Raw genomic sequence first — 22,241 nt, 5'->3', positions numbered from 1 at the left:
GAATTCCATGACCACCACGGAAGCCGAATCGACGCCGGCCCTCCCCCTGGGCACCACACCCGTCTACGCCAACATGCACAAGTGGCTCAAGCGCGGGCTCTTCATCTGCCTGTTCGGCCTCGTCATCGAGGGGTCGTTCACCATGCCGGCGCTGGCCGTCTGGTACGGCTGGCCGACGTTGTCGTTCAGAGAGATCTGCAGCGAGCTGATGAAGGTCCGCTACTCCGACGACACTGTGGAATGCAAGTTCCCCTACGACTTCTCAGGTGCGCCGTTCGGCGGGCCCGCAGAGGCGACCGGGCAGAAAACCGCCCAGGACACCTGGGGCGTGCAGCCGGTGCCGCATTACCACCGGCTCGGCTTCCGGGAGCTGGTGAAGATTCACGAGGACCGGCTCGCCCGCACCGGCGGTCACTGACAGTGATTTGTGCACGATTTTCCGCGGTGACCGCGGAAAATCGTGCACAAATCGCTGGGGCGCGGGGGATCAGAAGGCGTAGGCGCCGAACCGGCCCCAGGCGACGAACAAGGCGAGACCCAGCAGCACCACGTTGACGGCCACGTTGGGGTACTCCTTGCGGCGGCCGTGTACGACGATGGCGCCGACCATGACCACCGCCAGGCCGAGGGCGGCCAGCGGGGTGAGTACCGGGAGGATGTGCACCAGCGGCGGCACGATCAGGCCGATCGCGCCGGCCACTTCGGCCACGCCGATACCGCGGATGGCGTTCGGGTCCACGTCGGCGAGTCCACCGAGTCCCTGCGCAACCAGCTTCTCCTTGGGAAGGACCAGCTTCATGACACCGCTTCCGGCGAAGACGAATGCCAGTACGCCGGCGACGATCCACAGTGCCGTGTTCATGTTGAGCTCCTCAGGGCTGAAGTTTCACGGTCGGAATGACCCGATCAGATTAAACGGACTTTAGTCCGATTCAATTCCCCGCGCGAGTGCGGCGTGAACACGCCGCCGCTAGATCGGAGCGACGCGGTCGGCCCAGGGCATCGCTTCCTCGAGTTGAGCGGCCAGCCGGATGAGGAGCGATTCACCTCCGAGCGGAGCCACGAACTGGACACCGAGCGGCAGCCCGTCGGCGGTCCAGTGCAGCGGCAACGAGATGGCCGGGCGCCCGGTCAAATTCGCCAACTGCGTGTACGGCACCCAGCCCAGGTTCTTGTCCACCATGTCGTCGACGATCTTCGTGTATCGCAGGAAGGATGCGGTGCGCGTCTTGAGCAGCACGTCGACCGCGGGCCGCAGGGCCGCCGGCAGGTCGAACTCGCCGATCTTTGGGGGCGGCGTCGCCAGCGTCGGCGTCAGTAGCAGGTCGTAGGACTCGAAGAACGTGGTGAGCCGGCGAGCATGGTCGTGGCGCCGTTGCACAGCGGCCACGTAGTCGACACTGCTGGTCGCGCGCCCGAGCGCCGCCATGATCAGCGTCTCGCGCTCGAACGCATCATCGCCCGCACCAGTCAGTCGCTTGGCATCGGCGACCTCCCAAGCCAGAAACGCAAACCAGGTGAGCAGGAAGTCCCGCGCCAACTCACCGTCGTCGAACGGCGCCTGCGCCAATTCCTCCACGTGGTGGCCGAGCTCGGTCAGGGTTCGCACCGTCGCCTCCACCGCCGCGAATGCCTCAGGGTGCGGCGCCGGCGTGATCGCTGCGGGCACCCGGACGCCGATCCGTAGTTTCGCGGGGCGCTCACCCACAGCCGACGCGAACGGCGACGTCGGCATCCCCGGAACATAAGGCCCACAGGGCTCGCCGCCGCTGATGACGTCGAACATCGCGGCAGTGTCGCGCACCGTCCGCGAGACCACGCCCTGCACCGCTGAGCCGTGCATCATCTCGCCGCTGCCGGGACCGAAGGGGGTCAGCCCGCGTCCGGGCTTCAGCCCGACCAGTCCGCAGCAGGCCGCCGGGATGCGCGTTGATCCGCCACCGTCGTTCGCTCCGGCGCAGGGCACGATTCCCGCAGCGACTGCGGCGGCCGAACCGCCCGACGAGCCGCCCGGCGTTCGCGTCAGATCCCACGGATTGCGCGCGGGACCCCAGACCTCGGGTTCGGAGATGGCCTTCGCCCCGAACTCCGGCAGGTTGGTCTTGCCGAATATCACCAACCCGGCGTCGATCCAGCGCTGCACGATCGTCGCGTGTTCCTTGGCCGGCAACGACTTCAATGAACGGGAGCCGTGTGAGCTCGGCAAGCCCGCGTAGTCCTGCCCCAGGTCCTTGATCAGGAACGGCACACCCGCAAATGGACCACTGAGCTCGTCCGACGGCTCCGCAGCGGGAATGTCGCGCACGATGGCGTTGATCTTGGGGTTCACCACCGCGGCCCGTTCCCGCGCCAGCGTCAGCAGTTCGGTGGCCGACACCTCCTTGTCGGCGACCAGCTTCGCCAACCCGGTGGCGTCGTATCTGCGGTACTCATCGAAGTTCACGGTGTGATCTTCCGTCCAGCCGGGAAGTCGCTCTTGACATATCGAGACACCGATTTCGACACTGACGAACGTGGACGAGTCGATCAGAGCCGGCGTGCTGCAGGACTTCGCCCCGTTCATCCGAGAACTTTCCGGGGATCCCGACCGGTTGTACCGGCAGAGCGGACTGGACCCGGATGCATTGCACGATGCCGAAACTATGGTCCCCCTCGACGCTGTCGCTCTCCTCTTCGAGAACGCCGCCCGGCAGCACCGGCTGCCCACGCTCGGCCTCCAGCTGGGCAGCCGTCAGGACCTGTCGATATTGGGCCTGCTCGCCGTGGTCGTGCAGAACAGCGACACGGTGTACGAGGCGACGGCCAACGCATCCCGGTATCTGTTCTTTCACAGCCCCTGCTACGAATTGGTCATCGAGGACCCCAGCCCGCACCTGCCCGGCTGCATCACGGTGCGTTTCGACGTCCGGCTCGAGCGCGCGGTCCCGCAGCGCCAGCTGATCGACGCGTACCTGTCGTCGACATACCGGATGGCACAGACTCTTTCGCCGATTCCACTGCGCCTGCAAGGCGTATCCCTGCCGCACTCGCCGGTCGGAGAACGCAGTGCCTACCGCGCCCATTTCGACGCGCCCGTAGCGTTCGAACAGCCCTACGCGGCAATACATTTGGACCGCGATGTACTGCACGCCCGGATCCAGTCCATCAAGCCTCGCCTCCGCGGCCAAGCGATCGCCTACATCGCCACCCGGTACCCCGCTGCCGGACAGCGCCTTTCGGAACGCGTACAGCGCACACTGAAGAGCACCATCGGAGCCAACCGGGGCACCAAGGCAGAGATCGCGGATCTGCTCAACATGCATCCGCGGACGTTGCAGCGGCGACTGTCGGACGAGCACACCACGTTCGAGGACATCCGGGCCGACGTCTACCGCTCGGCGACGCGCCGGCTGCTGCTCGAAACCGAGCTGCCCCTGAGCCAAGTCGCGGCCGTCCTCGGCTACTCCGAGCATTCGTCCATGACGAGGTCGGTCAAGCGCTGGTTCGGGGTCACCCCGGCACAGCTGCGCAAGGACGGCCCGGTCGCACTGCTCCCGACGGTGTGAGGCACCGGACCCGGGCCAAAAAGCTAGGCAGTACCCAACGGATTGATGGTCCATGCCACGTACAACATGACGGCGCTGACCGACGCCGTCGTCGCGACGTCGATGATTCGGCTGCGCACCACGAGCAGGCCGGCACGGTCATCGGTCAGCAGCAGCCGCATGACCGCCGCGATCCCGACGCCGATCGCCATCACCAGCGCGCCGCGGCGCCAGTAGCCGCCCACCACCAACGCGAAAGCCACCACGAAGAACACGCCCACCGACAGGATCGGCCATTGGCCGGCGAAAACCTTGCGGACGAATTCCTTTGCGGTCAAGACAGTTTCGCCTCTTCGGCCTCAACCACGTTGGCCAGCAGGAAAGCCCGGGTCAGCGGTCCGACGCCACCGGGGTTGGGTGACACGTGACCGGCGACCTCCCACACGTCGGGGTGGACATCGCCGGCGAGCTTGCCGTCGACCCGGCTGACGCCCACGTCGACGACGGCCGCGCCCGGCTTGACCATGTCGGCAGTCACCATGTGCGGCACACCGACCGCCGCGATGATGATGTCGGCCTGCCGGGTCAGCGCCGGCAGATCACGAGTTCCGGTGTGGCACAACGTCACTGTCGCGTTCTCCGAACGCCGCGTGAGCAGCAGGCCCATCGGCCGGCCCACGGTGACACCGCGGCCGATCACCACGACGTGCGCACCGGCGATCGGCACCTCGAAACGGCGCAGCAGGTGCACGATGCCGCGCGGCGTGCACGGCAGCGGCGCGGGCTCGTTCAGCACCAACCGGCCCAGGTTGGTCGGGTGCAGCCCGTCGGCGTCCTTGTCGGGGTCGATGCGCTCCAGCGCGGCGTTCTCGTCGAGGTGCTTGGGCAGCGGCAGCTGCACGATGTAGCCCGTGCACTCCGGGTTGGCGTTCAGCTCGTCGATGACGGCGTTGAGCTCGGCCTGGCTGATGTCGGCCGGCAGGTCCCGGCGGATCGAGTTGATGCCGACCTTGGCGCAGTCGGCGTGCTTGCCGCGCACATAGGCGTGTGAGCCCGGGTCGTCACCGACCAGCACCGTGCCCAGACCCGGCGTCCGCCCCGCAGCGGTCAGGGCCGCCACCCGTTTGGTCAGGTCCGTGAAGATCTCGTCGCGTGTGGCCTTGCCGTCCAGCGTGATTGCACCCACGACGAACATTGTGTCAGGCCCGCGGAAACCGCCGTTGACACCACCCAGGACGACGTGGTCAGCTGCGGAAGTGAACACCCAGCCCAATGTGTCCACTGATGTCTTCAGTGCAGCCAAGCTCGGTCCGATCACGTTGCGTAACCGGGTGATCAAGGCGGCGACGTTCGAGGCGGCGACGCCGGATGCGCTGGTCACCGACGATTTGATCCGGTATCACCGGTTGCCGGCTGCCGGTGGGGTGGGGATGACGACGGTGGCTTATTGCGCGGTGTCCCCGGGTGGGCGCACTGATGGGTGGCAGTTGTGGATGCGCCCCGACGCCCTCCCGGGGCTGCACAAGTTGACTGATGCGGTGCATGCCGAGGGGGCGGCGATCAGCGCGCAGATCGGGCACGCCGGCCCGGTCGCCAATCCCCGCACCAACAAGGCCCCCGCGTTGGCGCCGGTGCGATTCTTCAACCCGTTGTCGATGCGGTTCGCGAAGAAGGCCACCCGCGGCGATATCGAGGCGGTGATGGCCGCGCACGCGAACGCCGCCAGGTTGGCGATCGAGGCCGGGTTCGACGCCGTGGAAGTGCATCTGGGCCACAACTACTTCGCCTCCTCTTTTTTGAGCCCGTTGATCAACAAGCGCCGCGACGAGTTCGGTGGCTCGCTGGCCAATCGGGCCAAGGTGGCGCGCGGCACCGTGGCGGCCGTCCGCGAGGCCGTCGGGGGTCAGATCGCGGTGATCGCCAAACTCAACATGAGCGACGGGGTGCGCGGGGGCATCGGCATGGATGAGTCGTTGCAGACCGCCCGGTGGCTGCAAGAGGACGGCAACCTGGATGCGTTGGAGCTGACCGCGGGCAGCTCGCTGGTCAATCCGATGTACCTGTTCCGTGGGGATGCCCCGGTCCGGGAGTTCGCGGCGAATTTCAGGCCGCCGCTGAGTTGGGGGATCCGGGCCAGTGGGCACCGGTTCTTCCGCCAGTACCCGTATCGGGAGGCGTTTTTGCTCGAGCAGGCCCGCCAGTTCCGCGCTGAGTTGTCGATGCCGTTGATCTTGTTGGGTGGGATCACCAATCGCGACACCATGGATCTGGCGATGGCCGAGGGGTTCGAGTTCGTCGCGATGGGCCGGGCGCTGCTGGCCGAACCCGACCTGCTCAACCGGATCCAGGCCGACCACACCGTGAAATCGGGCTGCACACACTGCAATCTGTGCATGCCCACCATCTACACCCAGACCCACTGCGTGGTGACCGGCAAGCCGTACTGACCCGGTTGGTCCCCAGGAAAGTCCCCGGCAACGGATAGAGTTGCCTTCGATGACTGGACCAGCCGCACTGCCAGCGCTCACCGTTCGCCATGACGCCACCACGCGCACGTTCGCCCCGGGAAACGACGTCGTCGTCGGCCGCGATCTGCGCGCCGACTTCCGCGTCGCCCACCCGCTGATCTCGCGCGCGCACCTGATGCTGCGTTTCGATCACGGCCGCTGGGTCGCAGTCGACAACGGCAGCCTCAACGGCATGTACGTCAACGGGCAGCGTGTCCCGGCCGCCGATCTGCACAACGGCTCGGCGGTGAACATCGGTAACCCCGACGGACCGCTGCTGACCTTCGAGGTCGGCCAGCACCTGGGCCCGGCCGGCACGCCGCCGACGACGTCCATGCCCGTCACCCCGACGCCGTCGACCAACCACCGGCCCAGCGCGACGTGGCCCAGCCAGCAGCCGTACACCCCACCGTCGGCGGCGCAGCAGCGCTACCCGAGCGGCCCCCAGACCTTCAGCCCGTCGGGTCCGCAGCCGCAGTATCCGAGTGGACCGCAGCCGCAGTATGGCCAGCAGCAGCCACCGCGCTATCCGACCGGCCCCCAGCAGTACGCGCCGCCGTCTGCGCCGATGTCGCGGCCGGCACCGGCGCGGGTCGTTCCCGAAGAGTCGAGCTCACCTGCCACCCAGTTCGGGCCGACCGCCGTCGCGCGGCCCAGCGAGAACAACCTCGGCACGACGATGCTCAAGATCCTGCGGCCCGGCCGCAACGCCGAGGTGCCGGCCGGAGCCATCAAGATCGGTCGCGGCACCGACAACGACATCGTCATCCCCGACGTCCTGGCGTCGCGGCACCACGCGACGTTGGTGCCGTCCGCCGGCGGCGGCGCGCAGATCATCGACAACCGCAGCATCAACGGCACGTTCGTCAACGGCCAGCGGGTCGAAGAAGCGATGCTTCGCGATGGCGACACCGTCACCATCGGTAACGTCGACCTCGTCTACAGCGGCGGCACCTTGGCCCGGCGCACCGTCACCACCGCCGACACCCGCACCGGCGGCCTCGAGGTCCACGGCCTGACATGGACCATCGAGGGCAACAAGACCCTGCTGAACAACATCTCGCTGGACGCCCGCCCCGGCACGCTGACCGCGGTCATCGGCCCGTCCGGCGCCGGCAAGTCGACGTTCTCCAAGCAGGTCGCCGGCCTGACCCACCCGACCAGTGGCACCGTCACCTTCGAGGGCCACGACATCCACGCCGAGTACGCCTCGCTGCGATCCCGAATCGGCATGGTGCCGCAGGACGACGTGGTGCACGGTGATCTGACCGTCCGGCAGGCCCTGATGTACGCCGCCGAGCTACGACTGCCGCCGGACACCACGAAGGAAGACCGCGAGCAGGTCGTCATGCAGGTGCTCGAAGAGCTCGAGATGACGAAGCATCTGGACACCCGCGTGGCGAAGCTGTCCGGCGGTCAGCGCAAGCGTGCTTCCGTGGCGCTCGAGCTGCTGACCGGGCCGTCGTTGCTGATCCTGGATGAGCCGACCTCGGGCCTGGACCCGGCGCTCGACCGTCAGGTGATGACGATGCTGCGCCAGCTGGCCGATGCCGGTCGTGTCGTTCTGGTGGTCACGCACTCGCTGACCTACCTCGACGTCTGCGACCAGGTGCTGCTGCTGGCACCCGGCGGCATGACGGCATTCTGCGGCCCGCCGAGCCAGATCGGTCCGGAACTGGGCACCACCAACTGGGCCGACATCTTCTCGTCGGTTGCCGGCGATCCGGAGGCGGCCCACCAGAAATTCCTGCAGCGCTCCGGGCCGCCACCACCGCAGCCGGCCGCGGCAACACCGGCCGACCTGGGTGCGCCGGCGAAGACGTCGCTGCTGCGACAGTTCTCCACCATCGCGCGACGCCAGGTGAAGCTGATCCTGGCCGACCGGGCCTACACCGCCTTCCTGCTGTTCTTGCCGTTCATCATGGGTGTGCTGTCGCTGTCGGTGCCCGGCGGCGGACCGAACAAATCCGGGGTGGGCTTCGGTAAACCACTCGCGGCCGGCCCACCTGATTTCGGCGCCGCGCCGAGCGAGCCGGGCCAGATCCTGGTGATGATGAACGTCGGCGCCATCTTCATGGGCACCGCGCTGACCATTCGCGCGCTGATCGGTGAGCGGGCGATCTTCCGTCGGGAACAGGCCGTCGGCCTCTCGACCACCGCGTACCTGGCGGCCAAGGTCGCGGTGTTCACTGCCTTCGCCATCGTCCAGTCCTCGATCGTCGTGGCCATCACGATCATCGGAAAAGGCTGGGGCGCGGGGTCGGTCACAAATGGTTCGGTGATACCCAGCCGCAGCCTCGAGATGTTCGTCGATATCTCGATGACGTGTGTGGCCGCGGCCATGACGGGTCTGGCGTTGTCCGGTTTGGCCAAATCCGCCGAGCAGATCATGCCGCTGCTCGTGGTGGCCGTGATGAGCCAGTTGGTGTTCTCGGGCGGCTTGATTCCGGTCACCGGCCGCGTGGTGCTCGATCAGCTGTCCTGGCTCACCCCGGCGCGGTGGGGCTTCGCGTCGTCGGCATCGACCATCGATCTGACCAGATTGGTGCCTGAGCCGGTGCTGCCCAATGACAAGTTCTGGCATCACACCACCGGCGCGTGGTGGACCGACATCGGCGCCCTGCTGCTGCTGTCGGCCTGCTATCTCGGCTTCGTGCGCTGGCGGATCCGTCTGAAGGCCGACTAGGGGCTAGCTGGACAGGTCCAGGCCGTGGGCGACGGCGTAGGCGATGGCCTGATCGACGTCGATGCGGGCGCCCCGCAACCCGGCGGTGGTCCAGAACGTCGCATCCGTGCGGGCCGCGCGCAGGTCCGCCTGCTCGAACTTCGCGTCCTGCACCCGCGCGCCGCGTAGGTCGGCCGCGCGCAGCACGGCCTTGCGCAGGTCCGTGCCGACGAGCGAGGCTTCCGACAGCCGGCAGTCGGTCAGGTCAACCGCCCGCAGATCGCAGCCGGCCAGCACCGCGAGCCGCAGGTCCACCTCGACCATGGTGATGGGCCGCATCGCGCACTCCGTGAACGTCGACCCCAGCAAGGTGCAATGCCGGAACGTGCTGTGCGCCAGCGAGGTCCGGCGGAAGGTGCAGTTACGGAACGCCGAGCCGGAATGCTCGGATTCGGTGAGGTCGACGCCGCTGAAGTCGCAGTCGGTGAAGACGACCCGCTCGGTGCGCAGCCGGCTCAGGTCACCGTCGTATTCGTCGCGAAAGACGACTCCGGTGAATTCCGTGTCTTGCCAGTGCTCGTCGGGAACCGTCACGTGTTCGTACGATAGCCCCCATGGCAGACCTGGCACGCCCCGCTGACCGCCTGTCGAGACGTGGTTTCCTCACGCTGACCGCCGCCGGACTGGCCGCGGCGCTGAGTACCCCGATTGCCTTGGCCGACAACGGCAAACCCGTCGGCTCCGCCGACAACGGCAAACTGATCGACTTCACGCATCTCCAGGTACCCGTCGACCAGGTCGCCGCCGCCGGCTACACCGGCGTCATCGTCTACGTGTCGGAGCTACGGCCGGGTGCCACGTTCGACTTCAAGCCCGTCAGCCGCGGCTACACCGACGCGCTGCGGGCAGCGGGTCTGCACGTGGTGAGCGTCTACCAGTACGGCAAGCCGGGCTGGGTGAACAGCCCGTCGGACTTCACCCGCGGCTTCGACGGCGGCGTGGCCGACGCCCGCACCGCACTGCGCCTGCATGGCGCGGCCGGTGGGCCGGACACCGCACCGATCTTCTTCAGCGTCGACGAGGACATCTCGGCCGACACGTGGAAAAACGTTGCGCTGCAATGGTTCAAGGGCATCAATTCGGTGCTCGGGGTGCAGCGCACCGGCATCTACGGCGGGGCCCGCCAGGTCACCTGGGCGGCCGACGACGGCGTCATCGGCCGCTCCACCACCCCGGGGCATCGCTGGGCCTGGCAGACGCGGGCCTGGTCGGGCGGCGCCCGCGCGCCGATGGCGGTGCTGTATCAGTCGACGGTGGTGACGGCTTCCGACCCGGGCACGATGATCGGTGATTTCCACGTCGACGAGGACGACATCCTGGCCGCCGACTACGGCCAGTGGGACCTGGTTCGTTAGGCCGGGGCGCCCAACCGCGTCAGCGCGTATTCGGTGACGGTGATCAGTGCGTCGCGCGCCGACTGCCGCTGTCGCGCATCGACGGTGACGACCGGGATGTGGTCGGCCAGCGCCAGCGCCTTGCGGACCGCGTGGCCGGGATGCCTTGGCGCGCCGTCGAATTCGTTGACCGCGATGATGAACGGCAGACCGCGCGCCTCGAAGAAGTCGACGGCGGCGAAGCTGTCCTGCAGCCGCCGGACGTCGACCAGGATGATCGCGCCGATGGCGCCGCGCACCAGGTCGTCCCACATGAACCAGAACCGGCGCTGCCCCGGTGTGCCGAACAGGTAGAGCACCAGGTCGTCAGCGAGGGTGATGCGGCCGAAGTCCATGGCGACCGTGGTGGTGTTCTTGTCGGGGGTACCGGCGAGCGCGTCGACGCCGGCCGAGGCGTTGGTGACGATGGCCTCGGTGCGCAGCGGCATGATCTCGGAGACCGCGCCGACGAACGTCGTCTTACCGGCGCCGAACCCACCCGAGATGACGATCTTCGTCGACGCGGGGGCGTGCCGATTAGAGAGCCCGTAGGCCACGCAGTGTCCTCCCGATCAAGTCACGCCGGTCGTCGATGCTCGCCGTGGTGCCGAGCGTGGCGTGTACTTGAAGATAACCCTGCTTGACGAGGTCGCCGATCAGCACACGCGCAACACCGAGTGGTATTGCTAACTTTGCCGCGACCTCGGCCACCGAGGGCCGGGTGGAACCGAGTTTGAGAATCTCGCTGCGTACGTCGTTGCCCGGCCAGTGCGACGCCGGGGCGGCCGCCAGCGGGTAGATCGGCGCCTCCATGGGCAGCTCGATCTCGGTGGTGGTCCGGCCCGCGGTCAGCGTGTAGGGCCGCACCAGGCTGGGCTGCTCCGCGGTGAATGCGGACTCCCAGGCGTCAGATGTCGGCTCCATGATGTGTCCTTATCGGGTCCTGCGGGCGGACTGCACGACGGTCCCGACGCGTTCGACGAGAATCGCCATCTCATAGCCGATCTGGCCGATGTCGCACGACCGGGTCGCCAGCGTCGCGAGGTTCGAACCGTCGCCGACGCGCATCAGCAGCAGGTATCCCTGCTCCATCTCGACCACGGACTGCAGCACGTGCCCGCCGTCGAACAGCTGGGAGGCGCCGGTGGCCAGGCTGGCCAGCCCGGAGGCGACGGCGGCAAGTTGGTCGGCACGCTCGGTCGGCATCCGCGAACTCGCGGCCATCAGCAGACCGTCGGCGGACACCAGGATGGCGTGCGCCACCCCCGACACCTCGTCCGCGAACTTCGTGACGAGCCAATCCAGTGACTCGCGCTGAGTGGCCCGGGTCATCGCCGCTCCCCCACGTCCGGGGACTGCGACCGACCGGCATGCACACCACCGAAGTGGCCGCTGATGCTGGCCCGCACCGCCGCGGGATCGCGCCGTGGTGCGCCCTCGCCGGACGCTTCGGGGTGGGCGCCTTCGTCAGGCGCACCGGGGACCAGCCGGGCGCCGGGCTGCCGGACCGGCAGGCCCGCCTCGGTGTGTTCGACGACCGGCGCGTCCTGCGCGGCGGCCGCCGCCGACCAACCCTGGTCCCACACCGTCTGCCAGTCGAGGTCGGTGCTGTTCGCCAACTGCGTGGGATCGTCGATCAGCCATTCCGAGAGCATCTTCTGGTAGATGGCGTCCTCACTTCCGGCGGTGGCGCTCGGCTGGGGTGTCGGGGCAGGGCGGACGGGCGGCGCCGGCGGGGCTGGTGGACGGACCGGCTCGGGCGCCGGACGCACCGGCTCGGGTGCCGTGGACGGCGTCTGGGCCCGGGCCGCGAAGAACGACGATGTGTCGGTCGGTGCCTGGGCGGGTCGCTCGACGGGTGACTCGGCGCGGCCGGCGATGCCGCTGGCGCCCGGATTGCGCTGCGGCAGGTTGACGCCGCTGAGGTCACCCGCGTCGAAGGGGCCGGCACCGAAGCCGTTGCGCGTCTCGGCCTCCACGAACGCCGGCTCCACCGATGGCGCGGGCGGCGCCGGGGGCTGGGCCACGGCGCCGAACGTCGCGAACCCGCCGGTGTCGGGGCCGAGGCCCGGTAGGTCCGTCACGCCGGTCTCCGCGGTCGACGAGCCGTCCCAGTAGGTGCCGAAGTCAGGGATCGCGGGCAGCCCGGCCTGCAACTCGACCGGAACATAGATGCCGGCGGTCGTGCCCGATTCGGGATCGCCTTCGACGGTGTCGCGCAGCCGGACGACCAGGCCGTGCTGGGTGGCCAGCCGGCCGACGACGAACAGGCCCATGTGCCGCGCGGTGTACGTGTTGACCTCGCCGCCAGAGCGCAGACGGCTGTTGGCCATGCGGAGATCGGCTTCGGTCATGCCGAGACCGCTGTCGCTCACCTCGATCACCAGTGCACCGTTGGGCGCGTGCACGGCGGAGACCTGTACCTCCGAACTCGGCGGCGAGTACCGCAATGCGTTGTCCAGCAACTCGGCCATCATGTGCACCAGGTCGCCGGCGACCGAACCGTGGATCTCGGTGTCGGGCGCGGCCACGATGGCCACCCGGGTGTAGTCCTCGACCTCGGACGCCGCGGCGTTGATCACCGCGGTCACGGGCACCGGCTCGCCCTGTTCGTGCGGGACGTTGGTGCCGGCCAGCACCAGCAGGTTGGCGCCGTTGCGCCGCATCCGGGCGGCCAAGTGGTCCAGCCGGAAGAGCTTGGACAGGCGCTGAGGGTCCTGTTCGTCACGCTCCAGCTGGTCGATGACGGTCAGCTGCAGGTCGATCAACGACCGGCTGCGCCGCGACAGCGTCTCGAACATGTCGCTGACCTGAAGCTGCAGCCGGGCCTGCTCGCCTGCCAGCAGCACGGCCTGTTCGTGCAGCTCGTCGACGGCATGTGCCACCTGCCCGATCTCCTCGGTGCTCTGCACCGGCAGCGGGCGAACGGTCACATCGGCGCCGGACCGGACCTCGTCGAGCTCACGGACCAGATCCTCGTGCGCGACCTTGAGGGCGCTGGTGCGCAGCCGCCGCAGCGGACGGATCAGTGTCCGGGCCATGTACAGCACGATGAGCAGGGCCAGCACCATGACGGCGCCGACGATCGCCGAATCACGGATGGCCTCGGTGCGCTTGGCTGTGGCCTGATCGTCGACCGCCGACACGACGGTCGCGGACACGCTGTCGAGCAGCTTCCCGGCGATGCCGCTGGTGGTCTGGATCGACTGGCTCAGGTCGGGGTTGTTGACCAGTTGCACGTTCGGGTCGGACATCATCGACATCCGCTTGACCATTTCCTGGGCCAGCTTCTGCGCTTCCGGCGAGCCGACACCCAGGACTTCACTCATGCCGAACAACGTCGACGGCTCCGTGCCGGCCAGGGTGGTCATCGAGCTGCGCAGTTCGTTGTCCGGCAGCTCGCCACCCAGGGTGACGAGCAGCTGCTGCATCATCATCTGGCCGCGGGCGCCGACGGCCCGGCTCAGGCCCTGCGTCTGGGCGCGGATCTTCTCGTCATCGATGCGCACCGAACCGGTGATCGTGTCCTCGGCCGTCAGCAGGATCGGCGCGTACAGCGTCACGCGCTCCCGCAGCCCGATGCTGTTGGCCGCGACCTTGTTGAGCAGCCCCTGACCACCGTCGAGCAGGGTTTTGACGCCGGTGCCGACGTCGGTCGCGACGTCGGTCTCCGTCAGCCGGTGCTGCAGACGTCGTTTGCTCTCGTCGTAGGCGCTCAGCGCCTGCTGCGCATCGCCGCCGGTGGACGTGGCCAGCAGCGCGGCGTCGAACGTCGCCATGTAGTTCTCGATGGCGGGCACCATTTCGGCGCGGTCCGCCGCGCGGCGCAAATCCGCGGCGTCCGTCCAGCCGGAATAGATGCGCATTCCGCCGAACGTGCCGGCCAGCACCAGAGGCACAAAGGCGATGGCGAAAACTTTCCAGGCGACGGGCCAATTCGACGGCGCGAAGCGGGACGGGCGTTTGGCGGGCGCGCGGGTGATCTGGTCGGCTGCCGAAAACTGTTGCGCAGCAGTCATCGCGGCTCGGCTTTCCCGCCGGCCATGGGTCCGCGATCGGTTACAGGCGCTTGGTTCATATTGGTGTTCCCCGCCGGATTATCAGCCCACTCGGGCACGGGAAATCCGCCTGGCAATCTGTCGCAGTATGACAGCGATGAGCAGCCGTTTCCATGCTTCACATCCAACGAACAGCGTTCGTGACCTATGTGTTGCACAGTTGTGTGGTAAGAGCGTGCAGATTCGATCGAATGGTCAGGCGATGCGTTTGAGCAGCGCCCAGTTGACGACCGGGACCACCAACTCAACCGGAATCATCGCGACATAGAAGATGTGCGGGACGCCGGTCTGCCAGATCGCGAGCAACCGCGCCAGTCCCCCGGCCAGGAACAATGCCCCCAGCACATGCTCTGTCGCGGCGCGCCGGGGCAGGTCCGCGGCCGCCCAGACGAATCCGCCACCGAAACCGATGAACAACACGGCATAGAACCGCAGATCGCTATCGATGGTGGCGTTGACGGGTCCACCACCGATGATCGACGGCGCACCGATCAGCAGATGTGCCAGTCCGATCAGGACGCACACCGCACCGAAGATGGTCAGCCACCATTTCGCCACCATTTCACACCCCTATTGGACGTAATCCAATACGAGGCTATCGACCCTGCACGGATACGGTCAACGGTTGAATTACAGTGCCTGAATGGCACGGAGTCGGTTAACACCCGACCAACGTCGGGATCAGATTCTCGATCTCGGCATGGCGGCATTCTCTGTCCTGCCGTTCGAGCAGGTGGCGATGGAGGACATCGCAGCGCAGGCCGGAATCTCGCGGGCTTTGATCTACCACTACTTCCCCAGCAAGAAGGAACTGTTCGCGGCGCTCTGGGCGCGGGCCCACGAGAAACTGGCGCACGACTCGCACTTCACGGCCGTCGACACCGTGCGCGCCCAGATCCGTGGTGCGCTCGTCGCGCACTTCACGTTCTACGAGCAGAACCTGACGCTGATGATGATCGCCAATCGCAGCGCCATCGCCGCCGATCCCGCGGTGCGCAGCCCGATCACCTTCGAACTCACCCGGCTGCGTGACCACGCGCTGGACGCCCTGGACCTCGCAGGGTCCGGTCGTGATCTGGTGTCGGTGGCGTTGTCCGGATGGCTGGCCCTGGTTCGCGAAGTCGCACTGGAATGGCTTGAGCTGCAGAGCTTTTCTCGTGACGCCGCCGTCGACCTGTGCATGACCGCGCTGGACGCACTGGTGTCACCGCACGCCGATCTGAACCAGCTGCCGCACGGCGTCGGTGATTCCGCCGCGGCACAGTAACCTACTTCGGCCCCACCTAGACCCAGACAGAGAGGCGGCAGGGTGGCACTGAAGGTGCTGTTCTACTCACCCCGCATCGCGCCGAACACCGGCAACGCGATCCGGATGGTCGCCGCGACCGGCGCCGAGCTGCATCTGGTCGAGCCGCTCGGCTTCGACCTGTCCGAGCCGAAGCTGCGCCGCGCCGGGTTGGACTACCACGATCTGGCCTCGGTGACGGTGCACCCCGATCTAGAGACTGCGTGGCAGGCACTCCTGCCGGCGCGGGTGTTCGCCTTCACCGCGCATGCGAATTCGTCGTTCGCCGACGTGGCCTACCGGGCGGATGACGTGTTGATGTTCGGGCCCGAGCCCACCGGACTGGACGCCGAGACCCTCGCCGACCCCCACATCACCCAGCAAGTCCGGATCCCGATGATCCCGGGGCGGCGGTCCTTGAACCTGTCCAACGCCGCGGCGGTCGCGGTGTACGAGGCGTGGCGTCAGCTCGGCTTCGCCGAGGGCATCTGACCGAGCTGACGCCCCAGCTCACCAGCTGTCCCAGTGCGCGAGCTGCTCGGCCGGCAGCCGCTGGGCCTTCTTGAAATCGGTGCCCTTGGTGTAGGCGATCGGGAACAGTCCGCCCTGCGTGACCTTGTCGAAGGGGATCCCCAGCAGTTCTGCAGCCTGCTTCTCCCCTTCGCCGATCAGGTGCAGCGTCGTCCAGGCCGAGCCGAGACCTCGGGAGCGCAACGCGAGCATGAAGCTCCACACCGCCGGCAGCAGCGAGCCCCAGTACGACGCCTGCATGCCGGCGTCCATCCCGTCGGGCCGCCCCTCGAGGCACGGGATCATCAGGACCGGCGCCTTCTCGAAGTTCTCGTTGAGGTACTTGGCCGAGCCCATCACGGCGTCCATCTGCTGGTCGCGGATATCGCCGCGTTCGGGCTTGGGCAGGTCCAGGTACGGCGTGGCGTTGGCGCGGTAGATATCGGCCAGCGCCTTCTTCTTGGCCGCGTCCTCGACGAAGACGAACTGCCAGCCCTGGGCGTTGGAACCGGTCGGCGCCTGCAGCGCCAGATCCAGACACTCCATGATCACCTCGCGCGGCACGGGCTTCTCGAAGTCGAGTCGCTTGCGGACCGATCGGGTGGAGGTCAGCACTTCGTCAGCGGTGAGGTTCAGCGTCATAGCCGCACATTACCGCCGGCCCGCCGTCACCCCGTGGCGGCGGGCTCGTCGCCGTCAGTGCCGGGGCAGCTTCGTCACTGCGCGCACGATCGGCACCAGCGACTTCTGCCACAGCGACTTCGACAGGCCGAACGGCGGGTCGAGGTTGAGCACCTTCGACGTCGAAATGGTCTGGGACTCGGTGTATTTCAGCAGGCCTTCAGCGCCGTGCCGGCGACCGACCCCCGAGATGCCCATGCCGCCCATGGGCGCACCGAGGCTGCCCCAGGCCAGCGCGTAGCCCTCGTCGACGTTGACCGTGCCGGACCGCAGGCGGGAGGCGATCTGCTCGCCCTCCTCGATCGAGGCGGCCCACACGCTGGCGTTGAGGCCGTACTCGGTGTCGTTGGCCTTGGCGACGGCCTCGTCGACGTCGGCGACCGGGTAGATCGACACCAGCGGACCGAAGGTCTCGTTGTTGGCGCACTCCATGTCGGGCGTGACGTCGGTGAGCACGGTCGGCTCGTAGAACAGCGGGCCGATGTCGGGGCGGGCGTTGCCACCGGCAATCACCTTGGCGCCCTTGACCTTTGCGTCGTCGACGTGGCCGGAGACGGTCTTGAGCTGGCCCTCGGAGATCAGGCTGCCCATGTCCACGCTGAAGTCGTAGGCGGTACCGAGCTGCATCTTGCGCACCTGGTCACCGAACTTGCGGGTGAATTCGTCGGCGATGTCCCGCTCGACGTAGATGCGCTCGATCGAGATGCAGAGCTGACCGGCGTTGGAGAAGCAGGCGCGGGTGGCGGCCTTGGCGACCTTGTCGAGGTTGGCGCCCTTGGCGACGATCATGGCGTTCTTGCCGCCGAGTTCGGCGGAGAACCCGATGAGACGACGGCCCGCGTGCTCGGCGAGGTGGCTGCCGGTGGCCGAGGAACCGGTGAACATCAGGTAGTCGCAGTTGTCGGCGATCGCGGTGCCGACCACCGAGCCCGGCCCGGGAACCACGGCGTAGAGCGCGCGCGGCAGACCGGCACGGTAGAGCAGCTCGGCGCAGGCCAGCGCGCAGTACGGCGTCTGGCTGTCCGGCTTGAGCACCACCGCGTTACCGGCGAGCAGGGCGGGCACGGCGTCCGAGGCCGTCAGGGTCATGGGGTAGTTCCACGGCGAGATGACGCCGACGACGCCCTTCGGCTGGTAGGCGACGGTGGTCCGGTTCAGGCCGGGCAGCAGCGGCGCGACGCGGCGGGGCTTGAGCAGCTTGGCCGCAACCTTGGCGTAGTAGTCCGCGTTGGCGAACAGGTCGATGATCTCTTCCTGGGCCGCCCACCGCGCCTTGCCGGCCTCGGCCTGCAGCAGGTCCATCAGGAACTCACGGTTCTCCAGGACCAGGTCGCGGTAGCGCGCGATCACCGCGGCCCGCTCCGCGACCGGCCGCTTGACCCAATCACGCTGGGCGGCACGCGCTTTGGCGAACGCCCTCTCGGCGTCTTCGGCGGTCGCGACCGGGATGGTGGTCAGCGGCTTACCGGTGAAGACCTCGTCGATGGTGCGGGTCGGCCGGTCGTCGATGTTCTCAATGGCGGCCAGTTGACGCAGACGATCGAAAACCTGCGCTGACGGTGCGGGCATACTGGCTCTCCTGAGTCGATCACGGATGCGCGGTAATTTTGCGGTACCGGCGGTCTCGGTAACACTACTCGACAGCGTGCGGCTGCCATAGATCCAGCTTTTTACAAATCGGCCGTTATGTCAATGAACTGGGCAAAATTACCCACTTCGTCTGGTCCGGGAGTCCGTTCGGGTGATTCGGGCCGACTCCCTCTCACTGGAAGTCCCGGGATTTGGTCATCACCCGCAGATCGAGCCGGCCCATCCGGTCCGCGATCACGGTGACGGCCCCGCTGGCGTTCTGCACGATGCCGCGCACCAACAGCGCCGGCGCGGTCTGCGCCAGTTTCCGGTGCCGGGACCACACCCCCGGTGCGCACAGCACGTTGACCATGCCGGTCTCGTCTTCCAGGTTGATGAACGTCACCCCCTGCGCGGTGGCCGGACGTTGCCGGTGCGTCACCGCGCCGGCCACCACGATGCGGGTGCCGTCGGGTACCTCCAGCAGCCTGTTCGCCGGCACCACGTCCAGCGCGTCGAGGCCTTCCCGCAGGAACTGGGTCGGGTAGCTGTCCGGCGAGATACCCGTGGCCCACACATCGGCGGCCGCCAGCTCCAGGTCCGTCATCCCGGGCAGCGCCGGTATGCCGCCGGCCGACGCGACGCCGGGCAACCGGTCGGGGCGTTCCGCGGCCGCCGCCCCGGCCGCCCACAATCCCTCGCGCCTGGTGATGCCGAAACACCCCAGCGCGCCTGCGGTCGCCAGCGCCTCGGCCTGAGGCACCGACAGCTGCACCCGCCCGGTCAGGTCGAGCAGAGAAGCGAACGGCCCGTTGGTATTTCGTTCGTCGACGATGCGCTGGGCCAACTCGTCCCCGATGTGCCGGACGGTCCCCAGCCCCAGCCGCACCTCGGTGCCGCGGTTCTCGCACGTCGCATACGCCAGGCTGGCGTTCACATCCGGACCGTGCACCAGCACCCCGTGCCGGCGGGCGTCGGCCACCAGCGACTGCGGCGAGTAGAAGCCCATGGGCTGAGCCCGCAGCAATGCCGCACAGAACACCGCGGGGTGATGCAGCTTGAACCACGACGAGGAGAACACCAGCGACGCGAAGCTCAGCGCATGACTCTCCGGAAAGCCGAAATTGGCGAAGGCTTCGAGCTTTTCGTAGATCCGCTCGGCCGTCTGGCCGGTGATGCCGTGCAGTTCCCGCATGCCGTCGTAGAACCGTCCGCGCAACTGCCGCATCCGTTCGGTGGAGCGTTTGGACCCCATGGCCCGCCGCAGTTGATCAGCCTCGGCAGGGGTGAACCCGGCGCAGTCGACGGCCAGCTGCATGAGCTGTTCCTGGAACAGCGGCACGCCCAGGGTCCGGTCCAACGCGGGCTTCATCGACTCGTGTTCGCAGACCGCGGCCTCCAGCCCGTTGTGCCGCCGGATGTACGGGTGCACCGAGCCGCCCTGGATCGGACCGGGCCGGATCAGGGCCACCTCGACCACCAGGTCGTAGAATTTCTTGGGTTTCAGTCGCGGCAGCGTGGCCATCTGGGCCCGGGACTCGACCTGGAACACCCCGACCGAGTCGGCGCGCTGCAGCATCTCGTACACCGCCGGCTCGGTCAGATCCAGCTTGGCCAGATCCACCTCGATGCCCATGTGGTCCCTGGCCAGGTCGATCATGTAGTGCAGGGCCGAGAGCATGCCCAGCCCGAGCAGGTCGAACTTCACCAAACCGATTGCGGCACAGTCGTCCTTGTCCCATTGCAGCACGCTGCGGTTCTCCATCCGCGCCCACTCCACCGGGCAGACGTCGGCGATCGGCCGGTCGCAGATCACCATGCCGCCGGAGTGAATTCCCATGTGCCGCGGCAGATTCCTGATCTGGAGCGCCAGGTCGACAACCGCCGCGGGGATGTCCTCGACATCCGGGGAGTCCGCGAGCCCGTTCCACCGGCTGATCTGCTTGCTCCAGGCATCCTGCTGCCCCTGCGAGAACCCCAGGGCCCGAGCCATGTCCCGCACGGCGCTCCGACCGCGGTAGGTGATGACGTTGGCCACTTGCGCGGCGTAGTCCCTGCCGTACTTCTCGTAGACGAACTGGATGACCTTCTCGCGCAGGTCCGATTCGATGTCGATGTCGATGTCCGGTGGGCCGTCGCGCGCCGGGGACAGGAACCGCTCGAACAGCAGCTCGTTGGCCACCGGGTCGACGTTCGTGATGCCCAGGGCGTAACAGACCGCCGAGTTGGCGGCCGATCCCCTGCCCTGGCACAGGATGTCACTGTTTCGGCAGAACTCGGTGATGCTGTGCACCACCAGGAAGTAGCCGGGAAACTCCAGCTGTTCAATGATTTTGAGCTCGTGCTCGATCTGCCGGTACGCCTTCTCCCGGTCCGCGTCGGGCTTCCAGCCGTAGCGGCGGGCCGCTCCGTCCGCCACCAGCTTGCGCAGCCAACTGATCTCGGTGTGCCCTTCCGGTACGTCGAACGGCGGCAATTTCGGTGCGATCAAACGCAATTCGAACGCACACTGCTCCCCCAGTTCGGCGGCGGCCGCCACCACACCCGGATGATGGGCGAACAGCCGGGCCATCTCCGCCCCGGACCGCAGGTGCGACCCGCCCAGCGGAGCCAGCCAGCCTTCGGCCTCATCCATCGAGTTGCGCGCGCGAATGGCGCCCATCGCCATCGCCAGCTTTCCCCGCGACGGCGCGGCGAAATGCGCGGCGGTGGTGGCGACGACACCGAGGCCGAACCGCGGGGCCAGAGCCGCCAGCGTCGCATTGCGTTCATCGTCGAGCGGATGTCCGTGGTGGGTCAGTTCGATGGTCACCCGGCCGGCGCCGAACCTGTCCACCAGGCCGGCCAGCGCCTTGTCCGCCGCTTCCACACCACCTGACGACAAGGCTTGGCGTACATGGCCTTTACGGCAGCCGGTCAGGATCTGCCAGTGTCCGCCGGCGGCTTCGGTGAGGGTGTCCAGGTCATAACTCAGCACGCCCTTCTCGCCGCCGGCCAGATGCGCCCGGGCCAGTTCCCGGGACAGCCGCCGATACCCCTCGGGCCCGCGGGCCAGCACCAGCAGATGCGGGCCGGGCGGGTCGGGCAACTCGGTGCGCGGAGTGTTGCTGAGCGACAGTTCCGCACCGAAAACCGTCGCCATGTCGAGTTCTTTGGCGGCCTCGGCGAAACGCACGACGCCGTAGAGCCCGTCGTGGTCGGTCAGCGCGATGGCCCGCAAATCCAGCCGGACGGCCTCCTCCACCAGTTCCTCCGGAGTGCTGGCCCCATCGAGGAAGCTGTACGCGGAATGGGCGTGCAGCTCGGCGTACGGCACCGACGTTCCCGGCCGGGCCGGGCGGTTCACCGGTCGATAGTCACCCCGCTTGCGCGACCAGGCGGGGCTGTCACCGCCGTCGGCCGGCGACTCCGGAGCAGCACCGGCCACCCGAGGTTTACCCTCGAGCACCCGCTGCATCTCCGCCCAGCTCGGCGGCCCGTTGTGCCAACCCACCCCATCAGAATATTCGAAACTTTGTTCGAACACCAGAGGCGCTGGGTCCGCGGGAACTCGGGCGACTCCCATGCGACTAGATCCCAAAGGGCGCCAGAGAGGGACGGACGATGGCCATGCTGAGGCACTTGGGCAATCTGGAACGCGAGGTGATGGATCACCTCTGGGACGCGGACGGGCCACAGACCGTTCGCGAGGTCCATCACGCCATCTGCGCCGAACGCAAACTCGCGTACACAACCGTCATGACGGTGCTGCGCAGACTCGCCGGGAAGGGCGTCGTCCACCAATTGCGTGATGATCGGGCGCACCGTTACGTCGCGTCGCGCAGCCGCGACGAGTTGGTGGCCGGTCTCATGGTCGATGCACTCGGGCAGGCTGCCGAACGAAGCGACCGGCACGCGGCGCTGGTCCACTTCGTCACGCAGGTCGCGGCCGACGAGATCGATGTACTGCGGCAGGCACTGGCCGCCGTCGACCCCGCGGTGCGCCTGATATCCAGGCGCACCGCGTAGT

At 67.7% G+C, this 22,241-nt stretch carries 21 protein-coding genes; 8 read left to right on the top strand and 13 right to left on the bottom strand.

The genetic code is table 11. From position 1 onward, the window contains the following. The first annotated feature begins 7 nt into the window (after nt 1-7). Nucleotides 8-418 (top strand): hypothetical protein, encoded by a 411-nt coding sequence (locus ACJH6J_RS16885; RefSeq protein ID WP_406804242.1) that lies wholly within the window; start codon nt 8-10, stop codon nt 416-418. A 69-nt stretch (nt 419-487) separates the two neighbouring features. Here the strand turns inward: ACJH6J_RS16885 and ACJH6J_RS16880 are convergent, their stop codons facing one another. Then, the gene (locus tag ACJH6J_RS16880; protein ID WP_406804241.1) at nt 488-862 is read right to left on the bottom strand and encodes a DoxX family protein; all 375 of its coding nucleotides are present in this window, start codon (nt 860-862) and stop codon (nt 488-490) included. A gap of 108 nt (nt 863-970) precedes the next feature. Beyond that, a complete protein-coding gene (locus tag ACJH6J_RS16875) occupies nt 971-2,443 on the bottom strand; it encodes an amidase (protein WP_406804240.1) in 1,473 nt (490 codons plus the stop codon). A 70-nt stretch (nt 2,444-2,513) separates the two neighbouring features. On the opposite strand from ACJH6J_RS16875, the gene ACJH6J_RS16870 reads away from it, so the two are divergent. Next, entirely contained in the window at nt 2,514-3,545 is a 1,032-nt protein-coding gene (locus tag ACJH6J_RS16870) for an AraC family transcriptional regulator (RefSeq protein ID WP_406804239.1), read from the top strand. A gap of 23 nt (nt 3,546-3,568) precedes the next feature. Here the strand turns inward: ACJH6J_RS16870 and ACJH6J_RS16865 are convergent, their stop codons facing one another. After that, the gene (locus tag ACJH6J_RS16865) at nt 3,569-3,862 is read right to left on the bottom strand and encodes a DUF3017 domain-containing protein (protein ID WP_406804238.1); all 294 of its coding nucleotides are present in this window, start codon (nt 3,860-3,862) and stop codon (nt 3,569-3,571) included. Next, nucleotides 3,859-4,710, bottom strand: coding sequence for a bifunctional methylenetetrahydrofolate dehydrogenase/methenyltetrahydrofolate cyclohydrolase (locus ACJH6J_RS16860; protein ID WP_406804237.1), 852 nt, complete (start codon nt 4,708-4,710; stop codon nt 3,859-3,861). The genes ACJH6J_RS16865 and ACJH6J_RS16860 overlap by 4 nt, the downstream gene beginning before the upstream one ends. Before the next feature lie 70 nt (nt 4,711-4,780). On the opposite strand from ACJH6J_RS16860, the gene ACJH6J_RS16855 reads away from it, so the two are divergent. Together ACJH6J_RS16855 and ACJH6J_RS16850 are read left to right on the top strand one after the other, a co-directional pair. After that, on the top strand, nt 4,781-5,971 hold the full coding sequence (locus ACJH6J_RS16855) for an NADH:flavin oxidoreductase (protein ID WP_406804236.1): 1,191 nt from the start codon (nt 4,781-4,783) through the stop codon (nt 5,969-5,971). A 49-nt stretch (nt 5,972-6,020) separates the two neighbouring features. Further along, on the top strand, nt 6,021-8,717 hold the full coding sequence (locus ACJH6J_RS16850; RefSeq protein WP_406804235.1) for an FHA domain-containing protein: 2,697 nt from the start codon (nt 6,021-6,023) through the stop codon (nt 8,715-8,717). Nucleotides 8,718-8,720: 3 nt separating this feature from the next. On the opposite strand, the gene ACJH6J_RS16845 is transcribed toward ACJH6J_RS16850, so the two are convergent. Continuing rightward, on the bottom strand, nt 8,721-9,290 hold the full coding sequence (locus ACJH6J_RS16845) for a pentapeptide repeat-containing protein (RefSeq protein WP_318986838.1): 570 nt from the start codon (nt 9,288-9,290) through the stop codon (nt 8,721-8,723). Nucleotides 9,291-9,310: 20 nt separating this feature from the next. Here ACJH6J_RS16845 and ACJH6J_RS16840 point away from each other — a divergent pair, with 20 nt between their 5' ends. Continuing rightward, a complete protein-coding gene (locus ACJH6J_RS16840; RefSeq protein ID WP_406804234.1) occupies nt 9,311-10,111 on the top strand; it encodes a DUF1906 domain-containing protein in 801 nt (266 codons plus the stop codon). On the opposite strand, the gene ACJH6J_RS16835 is transcribed toward ACJH6J_RS16840, so the two are convergent. From ACJH6J_RS16835 to ACJH6J_RS16815, 5 genes are all read right to left on the bottom strand, one after another. Next, nucleotides 10,108-10,686 carry an ATP/GTP-binding protein gene (locus ACJH6J_RS16835; RefSeq protein ID WP_064982801.1) on the bottom strand — a complete coding sequence of 193 codons (579 nt, stop codon included), beginning with the start codon at nt 10,684-10,686 and terminating at the stop codon, nt 10,108-10,110. The genes ACJH6J_RS16840 and ACJH6J_RS16835 overlap by 4 nt on opposite strands. Then, nucleotides 10,667-11,053 (bottom strand): DUF742 domain-containing protein, encoded by a 387-nt coding sequence (locus ACJH6J_RS16830; RefSeq protein WP_406804233.1) that lies wholly within the window; start codon nt 11,051-11,053, stop codon nt 10,667-10,669. The genes ACJH6J_RS16835 and ACJH6J_RS16830 overlap by 20 nt, the downstream gene beginning before the upstream one ends. 9 nt (nt 11,054-11,062) lie before the next feature. Beyond that, nucleotides 11,063-11,461, bottom strand: coding sequence for a roadblock/LC7 domain-containing protein (locus ACJH6J_RS16825; protein ID WP_020104190.1), 399 nt, complete (start codon nt 11,459-11,461; stop codon nt 11,063-11,065). Beyond that, nucleotides 11,458-14,148: an ATP-binding protein gene (locus ACJH6J_RS16820; RefSeq protein WP_406804232.1), complete on the bottom strand. Its 2,691-nt coding sequence runs from the start codon at nt 14,146-14,148 to the stop codon at nt 11,458-11,460. Before ACJH6J_RS16820 ends, ACJH6J_RS16825 begins: the two co-directional genes overlap by 4 nt. A 234-nt stretch (nt 14,149-14,382) precedes the next feature. Beyond that, the gene (locus ACJH6J_RS16815) at nt 14,383-14,748 is read right to left on the bottom strand and encodes a DUF4345 domain-containing protein (RefSeq protein ID WP_406804231.1); all 366 of its coding nucleotides are present in this window, start codon (nt 14,746-14,748) and stop codon (nt 14,383-14,385) included. A gap of 82 nt (nt 14,749-14,830) precedes the next feature. Between ACJH6J_RS16815 and ACJH6J_RS16810 the strand changes: the two genes are divergently transcribed. Beyond that, nucleotides 14,831-15,454 (top strand): TetR/AcrR family transcriptional regulator, encoded by a 624-nt coding sequence (locus tag ACJH6J_RS16810; protein WP_406804230.1) that lies wholly within the window; start codon nt 14,831-14,833, stop codon nt 15,452-15,454. 48 nt (nt 15,455-15,502) lie between these two features. Continuing rightward, entirely contained in the window at nt 15,503-15,964 is a 462-nt protein-coding gene (locus ACJH6J_RS16805; RefSeq protein ID WP_406804256.1) for a tRNA (cytidine(34)-2'-O)-methyltransferase, read from the top strand. An 18-nt stretch (nt 15,965-15,982) separates the two neighbouring features. On the opposite strand, the gene ACJH6J_RS16800 is transcribed toward ACJH6J_RS16805, so the two are convergent. The 3 genes from ACJH6J_RS16800 to ACJH6J_RS16790 form a co-directional block, all read right to left on the bottom strand. Beyond that, on the bottom strand, nt 15,983-16,624 hold the full coding sequence (locus ACJH6J_RS16800; RefSeq protein ID WP_212806729.1) for a nitroreductase family protein: 642 nt from the start codon (nt 16,622-16,624) through the stop codon (nt 15,983-15,985). Between the two features lie 54 nt (nt 16,625-16,678). Further along, entirely contained in the window at nt 16,679-18,232 is a 1,554-nt protein-coding gene (locus tag ACJH6J_RS16795; RefSeq protein WP_406775073.1) for a succinic semialdehyde dehydrogenase, read from the bottom strand. 193 nt (nt 18,233-18,425) lie between these two features. Next, nucleotides 18,426-21,725 (bottom strand): error-prone DNA polymerase, encoded by a 3,300-nt coding sequence (locus ACJH6J_RS16790; protein ID WP_406804229.1) that lies wholly within the window; start codon nt 21,723-21,725, stop codon nt 18,426-18,428. 110 nt (nt 21,726-21,835) lie between these two features. Between ACJH6J_RS16790 and ACJH6J_RS16785 the strand changes: the two genes are divergently transcribed. After that, nucleotides 21,836-22,240: a BlaI/MecI/CopY family transcriptional regulator gene (locus tag ACJH6J_RS16785; protein WP_318986828.1), complete on the top strand. Its 405-nt coding sequence runs from the start codon at nt 21,836-21,838 to the stop codon at nt 22,238-22,240. Nucleotide 22,241: the final 1 nt, after the last annotated feature.

Origin of the sequence: Mycobacterium sp. SMC-18 (assembly GCF_045310895.1) — a bacterium.
Lineage (GTDB): Bacteria > Actinomycetota > Actinomycetes > Mycobacteriales > Mycobacteriaceae > Mycobacterium.
This window is presented reverse-complemented; position numbering and strand designations above follow the sequence as displayed.